Source organism: Methylobacterium sp. E-046, from assembly GCF_022829625.1.
GTDB classification, from domain to species: Bacteria; Pseudomonadota; Alphaproteobacteria; order Rhizobiales; family Beijerinckiaceae; genus Methylobacterium; species Methylobacterium longum.
In genome coordinates, this window is sequence record NZ_JAKSYP010000172.1 from 236,776 (window position 1) to 243,849 (window position 7,074).

7 protein-coding genes are annotated in these 7,074 nt (G+C 72.1%); 5 read left to right on the top strand and 2 right to left on the bottom strand.

Going from position 1 to position 7,074, the window contains the following annotated elements; translation table 11 throughout:
• Positions 1-26 precede the first annotated feature (26 nt).
• From mnmA to MKK82_RS16895, 4 genes are all read left to right on the top strand, one after another.
• Positions 27-1,181 (top strand): tRNA 2-thiouridine(34) synthase MnmA, encoded by a 1,155-nt coding sequence (mnmA, locus tag MKK82_RS16880; protein WP_238286604.1) that lies wholly within the window; start codon positions 27-29, stop codon positions 1,179-1,181.
• 25 nt (positions 1,182-1,206) lie between these two features.
• Positions 1,207-1,860: a class I SAM-dependent methyltransferase gene (locus tag MKK82_RS16885; RefSeq protein WP_192706426.1), complete on the top strand. Its 654-nt coding sequence runs from the start codon at positions 1,207-1,209 to the stop codon at positions 1,858-1,860.
• Positions 1,861-1,916: 56 nt separating this feature from the next.
• Positions 1,917-2,633 carry a TVP38/TMEM64 family protein gene (locus tag MKK82_RS16890; protein ID WP_238286860.1) on the top strand — a complete coding sequence of 239 codons (717 nt, stop codon included), beginning with the start codon at positions 1,917-1,919 and terminating at the stop codon, positions 2,631-2,633.
• A gap of 197 nt (positions 2,634-2,830) precedes the next feature.
• Entirely contained in the window at positions 2,831-4,297 is a 1,467-nt protein-coding gene (locus tag MKK82_RS16895; protein ID WP_243986301.1) for a sensor histidine kinase, read from the top strand.
• Positions 4,298-4,340: 43 nt separating this feature from the next.
• On the opposite strand, the gene bioB is transcribed toward MKK82_RS16895, so the two are convergent.
• Together bioB and MKK82_RS16905 are read right to left on the bottom strand one after the other, a co-directional pair.
• Complete coding sequence (gene bioB / locus MKK82_RS16900) at positions 4,341-5,339, bottom strand: biotin synthase BioB (RefSeq protein ID WP_238286601.1); 999 nt, start codon at positions 5,337-5,339, stop codon at positions 4,341-4,343.
• A 243-nt stretch (positions 5,340-5,582) separates the two neighbouring features.
• Entirely contained in the window at positions 5,583-6,467 is an 885-nt protein-coding gene (locus MKK82_RS16905) for a fumarylacetoacetate hydrolase family protein (protein ID WP_238286600.1), read from the bottom strand.
• A 409-nt stretch (positions 6,468-6,876) separates the two neighbouring features.
• Between MKK82_RS16905 and MKK82_RS16910 the strand changes: the two genes are divergently transcribed.
• A partial coding sequence (locus MKK82_RS16910; protein ID WP_243986303.1) for an outer membrane protein transport protein occupies positions 6,877-7,074 on the top strand: 198 nt, incomplete at its 3' end.

Sequence of the window (7,074 nt, forward strand, 5' to 3'; positions counted from 1 at the left end):
CGGGCCGGCGGCTGCGGACCCACGTGATGAACGCCCTCGATCTCCCCAAAGCCCCCCACGAGACGCGCGTCGTCGTCGCCATGTCGGGCGGCGTCGATTCCTCCGTGGTGGCGGGCCTGCTGAAGCGGCAGGGCTTCGACGTGGTCGGCGTCACGCTGCAGCTCTACGACCATGGCGCCGCGACCCACCGCAAGGGCGCGTGCTGCGCCGGCCAGGACATCAACGACGCGCGGGCGGCGGCCGAGCATCTCGGCATCCCGCACTACGTCCTCGACTACGAGGACCGGTTCCGCGACGCGGTCATCGAGAAGTTCGCCGAGAGCTACCTCGCGGGCGAGACGCCGATCCCCTGCGTCGAGTGCAATCGCACGGTGAAGTTCCGCGACCTCCTGGGCCTCGCCCGCGACCTGAACGCCGACGCGCTGGCCACCGGGCACTACGTGGCGAGCCGCGCCCTGCCGGGCGGCGGCCGGGCGCTCCACCGCGCCCTCGATCCCGCCCGGGACCAGAGCTACTTCCTCTACGCCACCACGGCCGAGCAGCTGGATTTCCTGCGCTTCCCCCTCGGCGAGATGGCGAAGACCGAGACCCGCGCGCTGGCGAAGGAACTCGGCCTGTCGCTGGCCGAGAAGCCGGACAGCCAGGACATCTGCTTCGTGCCGCAGGGCCGCTACAGCGACGTGATCGCCCGGCTGCGCCCCGACGCGGCGCGGCCCGGCGAGATCGTCGACCTCGCGGGCCACGTGCTGGGCCGGCACGAGGGCATCGTGCACTACACGGTCGGTCAGCGCCGCGGCCTCGGATTGTCGGGGGCGGAGCCGCTCTACGTGGTGCGGCTGGAGCCGGACTCGGCCCGCGTGGTCGTCGGCCCGCGCGCCGCGCTGGCCACGACCCGCATCCGCCTCTCGGACCTGAACTGGCTGGGCGAGGGCCCGGTCGAAGCCGTGCGCGACCTGCCCGTGGCGGTTCGCGTGCGCTCGACCCGGCCGCCGCGCCCGGCGACGCTGACGGTCGGGCCGGACGGCGCGGCCGAGATCGTGCTTGCCGAGCCCGAGGACGGGGTGTCGCCCGGCCAGGCCTGCGCGATCTACGCGGATGACGGCCCCCGGGCCCGGGTCCTGGGCGGCGGCACCATAAGGCGTGTCGACGCGTTGTCGGCCCGGCCCCGCGAGGCCGCCTGATCTCAACCTCTGGAATCTTCGAACGATGCTGAGCGAGCCGCAGATGGCCGGGCCGAGCACGGCCCTGATGCGCAAGGCCTATGCCCGCTGGGCCCCCGTCTACGACGTGGTCTACGACAAGCTCACCGAGCCCGCGGCCCGCGCGGCCGTCGAGGCGGCGGCCGAGCACGGGCCGCGGATCCTGGAGGCCGGCGTCGGCACCGGGCTGGCGCTGGGCTACTACCCGAAGGCGAGCTTCGTCTGCGGGGTCGACCTCTCCGAGGACATGCTCAAGCGCGCCCGCGCCAAGGTCCGGCGGCGGAACCTGTCCCACGTGAAGGGCCTCCAGGTGATGGATGTCTGCCACCTGGGCTACGCGGATGCGAGCTTCGACGCCGTGGTGGCGCAGTTCCTGATCACCCTGGTGCCCGATCCCGAGGCCGCCATGTCGGAGTTCCTGCGGGTGGTCCGGCCGGGCGGCGGCATCGTGCTGGCCAACCATTTCGGCCAGAGCGACGGGCCGGTCGCGCGGGTCGAGGAGATCGTGGCGCCGCTCTGCACCAAGATCGGCTGGTCGTCGGACTTCAAGGCGACGCGGATCGAGGCCTGGGCCCGGCGCAACGGCGTCGAGGTGGTGGGACTGAAGCCGACCTTCCCGGGCGGGTTCTTCAAGATCCTGCGGATGCGCAAGCCCGGGTGAGCGCGACCGCGCCCATCGCCGAGGGGCGCTGGAAGCGGCTGCGGCGCTGGCTGCCGATGGTCCTGCTGCTCACCGTGTCGGCCATCGTCCTCGTCTCCGGTGCCGCCCAGCTCCTCAGCCTCGACCGCCTGCTCGCGTCGCGGGACTGGCTGCGCGGCTTCGTCGAGGGCGGCTACTGGCGGGCGCTGGTCTCGGCCTATTGCCTGTATGTCGGGGCCGTCGTCGTCTCGGTGCCGGCCACGCTGATCCTGACCATGATCTGCGGCTTCCTGTTCGGGATCGTGCCGGGGGCCCTCACCGCGGTCTGCGCCGCCACCACCGGCGCGGCGATCGTGTTCACCATCGGCCGCGGGCCGGGCGCCGACCTGCTCCGCCGGGCGGGCGGAACACGCCTCGCCGGCCTGGCGGAGGGCTTCCGGCGGGACGCCTTCGGCTACATCGCGTTCCTGCGGCTCCTGCCCCTGTTCCCGTTCTGGATGACCAACCTCGCCCCCGCCGCCTTCGGGGTGAAGCTGCGGGTCTTCGTGCTGGCGACCTTCCTGGGGCTCCTGCCGGGGGCCGTCGTGTACGCCACCACGGGCGCGGGGATCGAGGACGTCGTCGCCGCCCATGAGACCGCCAAGGCCGCCTGCCTGGCAGCGGGGGAGGGGGGCTGTGACACTGCGCTGACCCTGCGGACGCTCGTCACGCCCAGGATGGTGGCGGGCCTGGGGATGCTGGCCGTCTTCGCCCTGGTCAGCCTGCTGCTCGGCCGACGCGCCAAGCACCGATGATATTCATAATTCAAGCGCGACGCGATTTTTCCGTGTCGTAGGGAACATCCGGCTGCCTCCGGGTAAATATCGTATAGTGCCCGCCGCCGAGTGCCTGTATTCCCGCTAGCGAAACTGTGGCTTGCGAACATGTCTCCCGCGACGGCCGGACCCGGCTCGAGCATCGTCAACCCTCGTCCCGCCGATTCACATCCGCGATGCCCGCGCGGAGCGTGACCGGCATGACCGTTGAACTCGATCCGACCGCTGCGCCGGCGGTTGCCCCGACCCGCGAGCTGTCCGAGCGGCGCGCGACGCGCCTCGGCCTGTCCGGCCGGCTGTTCCTCGTCACCGTCGCCTTCGTGGTGGTGGCCGAGGTGCTGACCTACGTGCCGGCGGTGGCCAACTACCGGATCGAGTGGATGTCCGACCGTCTGGCCGCCGCGCAGGTGGCGGCCCTCGTCCTCGACGGGCGGACGGGCGAGCCGGTCTCGGAAGCCCTGGAGAGCCGCCTGCTGGCGGGCGTCAACGCCCGGGCCATCGCGGTCCGCGGCGGCGGCGCCCAGCGGCTGCTCGCGATCGAGCCCATGCCGGAGATGGTCGCCGACACCGTCGACCTGCGCGAGGTCTCGGCCCTGTCGGCGATCCGCGGCGCGTGGCGCACCCTCGTGGCTCCGGTGCGGGAACCGATCCGCGTGGTCGGCGAGGGGGGCATCGGCTTCGACCGCGTCGAGATCCTGCTCGACGAGGCGCCCCTGCGCACGGCGATGATCGACTACGCGCTGCGGCTGCTGGTCTCGTCGCTGATCATCGCGGCCTCGGCGGCGGGACTCGTCTTCGTCGTGCTGCAGGTGCTCATCGTCCGCCCGGTCCGGCGGCTCGCCACCAGCATCACGGCCTTCTCGGACGATCCGGAGGATGCCGGGCGGATCATCGCACCGTCCCGCCGCAGCGACGAGATCGGTCAGGCGGAGCGGGCGCTCGGGCGGATGCAGCGCAGCCTCGCCGATCAACTCCGGCAGAAGCGGCGGCTCGCCGAACTGGGCCTGGCGGTGAGCAAGATCAGCCACGAACTGCGCAACCTGCTCACCGGCGCGCAACTCCTCGGCGATCGCCTGGAGGGCACCGCAGATCCGACGGTGCAGCGCGTCGCCCCGCGCCTCGTCGGGACGCTGGCGCGGGCGATCCGCTTCTGCGAGGCGACCCTCGCCTACGGGCGCGCCTCCGAGCGGGCGCCGCATCTGGCCAGGACGCCCCTGGCGCCGATCTTCGCGGAACTCCCGGACCTCGCCGCGCTGGCGGCCAGCCCGGTGGCCGTGCAGGTCTCGGCGGCCGACCTCTGCGTCCAGGCCGACCCCGAGCAGTTCGGCCGGGCGCTCGCCAACCTCGTCCGCAACGCCGTGCAGGCCCTGGACGGGGCCCAGGTGGCGGAGGCCGTCGTACGGGTCGCAGCCAGCCGCGACGAGCCGGGCCGGATCACCATCCTGGTGGCCGACAACGGCCCCGGCCTGCCGGCCCGCGCCCGGGAGAACCTGTTCGCGCCGTTCCAGGGCTCCATGCGCTCCGGAGGAACCGGGCTCGGCCTGCCGATCGCCGCCGAGCTGATCGGGATCAACGGTGGCACCCTCAGCCTCGATGCCTGTGAAACCGGGGCACGGTTCCGGATCGTGCTGCCGGAGGGCTGAGGCACCCGCGAGGACGGGTGCGGAGGGGGAGGCGGGTGAGCGCCTACTCGGCCGCAGCCCGCACCGGCTCGGCGACCCGGATGCCGAGATCGGCCAGGAGGGCCGCGTCGTCGTCCTGGCCGTTATTGGCGGTGGTGAGCAGCCGCTCGCCGTAGAAGATCGAATTGGCGCCCGCGAGGAAGCACAGCACCTGAGCCTCGCGGGTGAGGCCCTTGCGGCCGGCGCTGAGACGCACCCGCGCCCGCGGCATCACGATCCGCGCGGTGGCGCACATGCGCACGAGATCGAACGGGTCGACCGCCGGCTGGTCCTCCAGCGGCGTGCCCGGCACCGCGACCAGGGCATTGATCGGCACGCTCTCGGGATGGGGTGCGTGGTTGGCGAGCACCTGGAGCATCGCGGCGCGGTCGGTGACGCCCTCGCCCATGCCGACGATGCCGCCGCAGCACACGCCGATCCCGGCTTCCCGAACGTTCTCGAGGGTCTGCAGCCGCTCGTCGTACGTCCGGGTCGAGATGATGTCGTTGTAGAAATCCGGTCCGGTATCGAGGTTGTGGTTGTAGGAAGTCAGCCCGGCCTCGGCCAGGCGGCCGGCCTGCGAGGGCGTGAGCATGCCGAGGGTCACGCAGGCCTCCATGCCGAGGCCGCGCACGCCGCGCACCATGGCGAGGACCGCGTCGAATTCCGGGCCGTCCTTGGGCTGGCGCCACGCGGCACCCATGCAGAAGCGATGGGCGCCCGCAGCCTTGGCGGCGGCGGCCTCGGCCAGCACCGTCTCCACCGGCATCAGCCGCTCGCGGGCGACGCCCGCGCCCTTGTGGTGGGCCGATTGCGGGCAGTAGGCGCAATCCTCCGGGCAGCCGCCGGTCTTGATCGAGAGCAGCGACGCCCGCTGGATGTCGGCCGGATCGTTGTGCCGGCGATGGAGCTGCGCGGCCCGGAACACGAGGTCCATCAGCGGCAGGTCGTGGAGCGCGCGGATCTCGGCCACGCTCCAGTCGTGGCGGATGTCGGTCGCGTGGGGGTCGACAGCTTGGTTCATGGTGCCCTTGAGTGGGATCGGCGCGGAAAAATCAAGCGGTGCGACGGGCATTGGGGCGGCGCCGGTGGCGCGGCCTTCCCGTGCCGGGGTCCGGATCGCATCCCGCGCGCGCTCCGTGCGCACCGGGAGGGGGATGGATCCCGGTCCGCGCCTGCACCGGGGCGCGGGCCGCGGAAGCGGGACCCGATCCGGAACCGGCACGCGCATCGCCCGGTCGGGGGCGCAGGATCGGCCCCGAAGGCGCTAGTCCGTCGGCTCGCCGGCCGAGACCTTGGCGGTCCAGTCGTCGAACGCGATGACCTTCTGGCGCTGCTCGCCGAGCCGCTCGATCCGCAGCACCATCTCGTCGCCGGCCTTCAGGTAGCGCGGCGGCTTCATGCCCAGGCCGACGCCGGGCGGGGTGCCGGTGGTGATCACGTCACCGGGCTCCAGCAGCATGAAGTGCGACGTGTACGCCACCAGCTGGGGCACGTCGAAGATCATCGTGGCGGTGGAGCCGGTCTGGCGGCGCTCGCCGTTCACGTCGAGGCTCATGGCGAGGTTCTTCAGGTCCGGGATCTCGTCCAGGGTCACCAGCCACGGGCCGAGGGGGCCGAAGGTCGGCGCGCTCTTGCCCTTGGTCCAGGTGGGACCGCGGTTCATCTGCCACTCGCGCTCGGAGACGTCGTTGCAGATGCAGGCGCCCGCCACGTAGCTCAGCGCCTCGTTGGCGTGGACGTAGCTGGCGCGCCGGCCGATCACCACGGCGAGCTCGACCTCCCAGTCGGTGCTGTGCGAACTCTTGGGGATGATCACCGTGTCGTTCGGCCCGCACAGGCTGGACGGCGCCTTGTTGAAGATGATCGGTTCCGCGGGGATCGGCGAGCCGGTCTCGGCGGCGTGGTCGGCGAAGTTCAGGCCGATGGCGACCACGTTGCGCGTGCCGCCCACGCAGGGTCCGAGCCGCACGTCCGGCGGCAGCTTCGGCAGGGTCTCGGGATCGAGGGCGCGCAGCCGCGCGAGCGACTCCGGCGCTAGGGCCGGGCCGGCGATGTCGCGCACGACCCCCGAGAGATCGCGCAATCCGCCCCCCGCGTCCACGAGGCCGGGCTTCTCGTCGCCGCTCGGGCCGTGCCGGAAGAGCTTCATCGCCGCGTCTCCTCATCGTTCCCTGTGCCGGTCCGTGCCGGCTGCGGGGACCATGGCCGGGCGCCGATCCCGGCGCAAGCGCGCGGCCGATGCCGGGGGGCCCACCGGGTGTCGCATTCGGGCAACATCATGGCGGAAAAGTGCAGGATAGCGGTCTTCCGGATCTATCATTCATGGCGGCGAATGTCTGCCTGGATTCAGTTTTCGACCGGCAATAGTTCAGCGCCACATGGATACGCGTGTCGATCCAACGTGCAGCATACGCCCTCGTCTTGGCGTCGTCTTCGTCCCCGCCATCGCGATCGCGATTGCGAATGCCCCCTCAAAGACGGCACCATCCGGCAAAAGGGGCCGCCCGAAACGGGGCGGGCACATCGAGACGGGTTGGGGGAACGAGATGGGCGGGACAATGCGCGCGGGGTTGCTCGCGGCCACGGCGGTGATCCTCGGTGCCGGGCAGGCTCACGCCGGCGCCTTTGGGATCCGGGAGCAGAGCACGCAGGCGCAGGGTCTGGCCTGGGCGGGGGCGGCTTCGGGTTCGGGTGGCGTGTCGTCGATGTTCTGGAACCCGGCGACGATCACCATGCGCCCGGGCTTCGTCGCGGAG

What these genes read in the sequence shown, in the direction of transcription:
- MKK82_RS16895 (WP_243986301.1), top strand. Translation starts at nt 2,831, where the DNA reads ATGCCCGCGCGGAGCGTGACCGGCATGACCGTTGAACTCGATCCGACC.
- MKK82_RS16885 (WP_192706426.1), top strand. Translation starts at nt 1,207, where the DNA reads ATGCTGAGCGAGCCGCAGATGGCCGGGCCGAGCACGGCCCTGATGCGC.
- MKK82_RS16890 (WP_238286860.1), top strand. Translation starts at nt 1,917, where the DNA reads ATGGTCCTGCTGCTCACCGTGTCGGCCATCGTCCTCGTCTCCGGTGCC.
- mnmA (WP_238286604.1), top strand. Translation starts at nt 27, where the DNA reads ATGAACGCCCTCGATCTCCCCAAAGCCCCCCACGAGACGCGCGTCGTC.
- MKK82_RS16905 (WP_238286600.1), bottom strand. Translation starts at nt 6,467, where the DNA reads ATGAAGCTCTTCCGGCACGGCCCGAGCGGCGACGAGAAGCCCGGCCTC.
- bioB (WP_238286601.1), bottom strand. Translation starts at nt 5,339, where the DNA reads ATGAACCAAGCTGTCGACCCCCACGCGACCGACATCCGCCACGACTGG.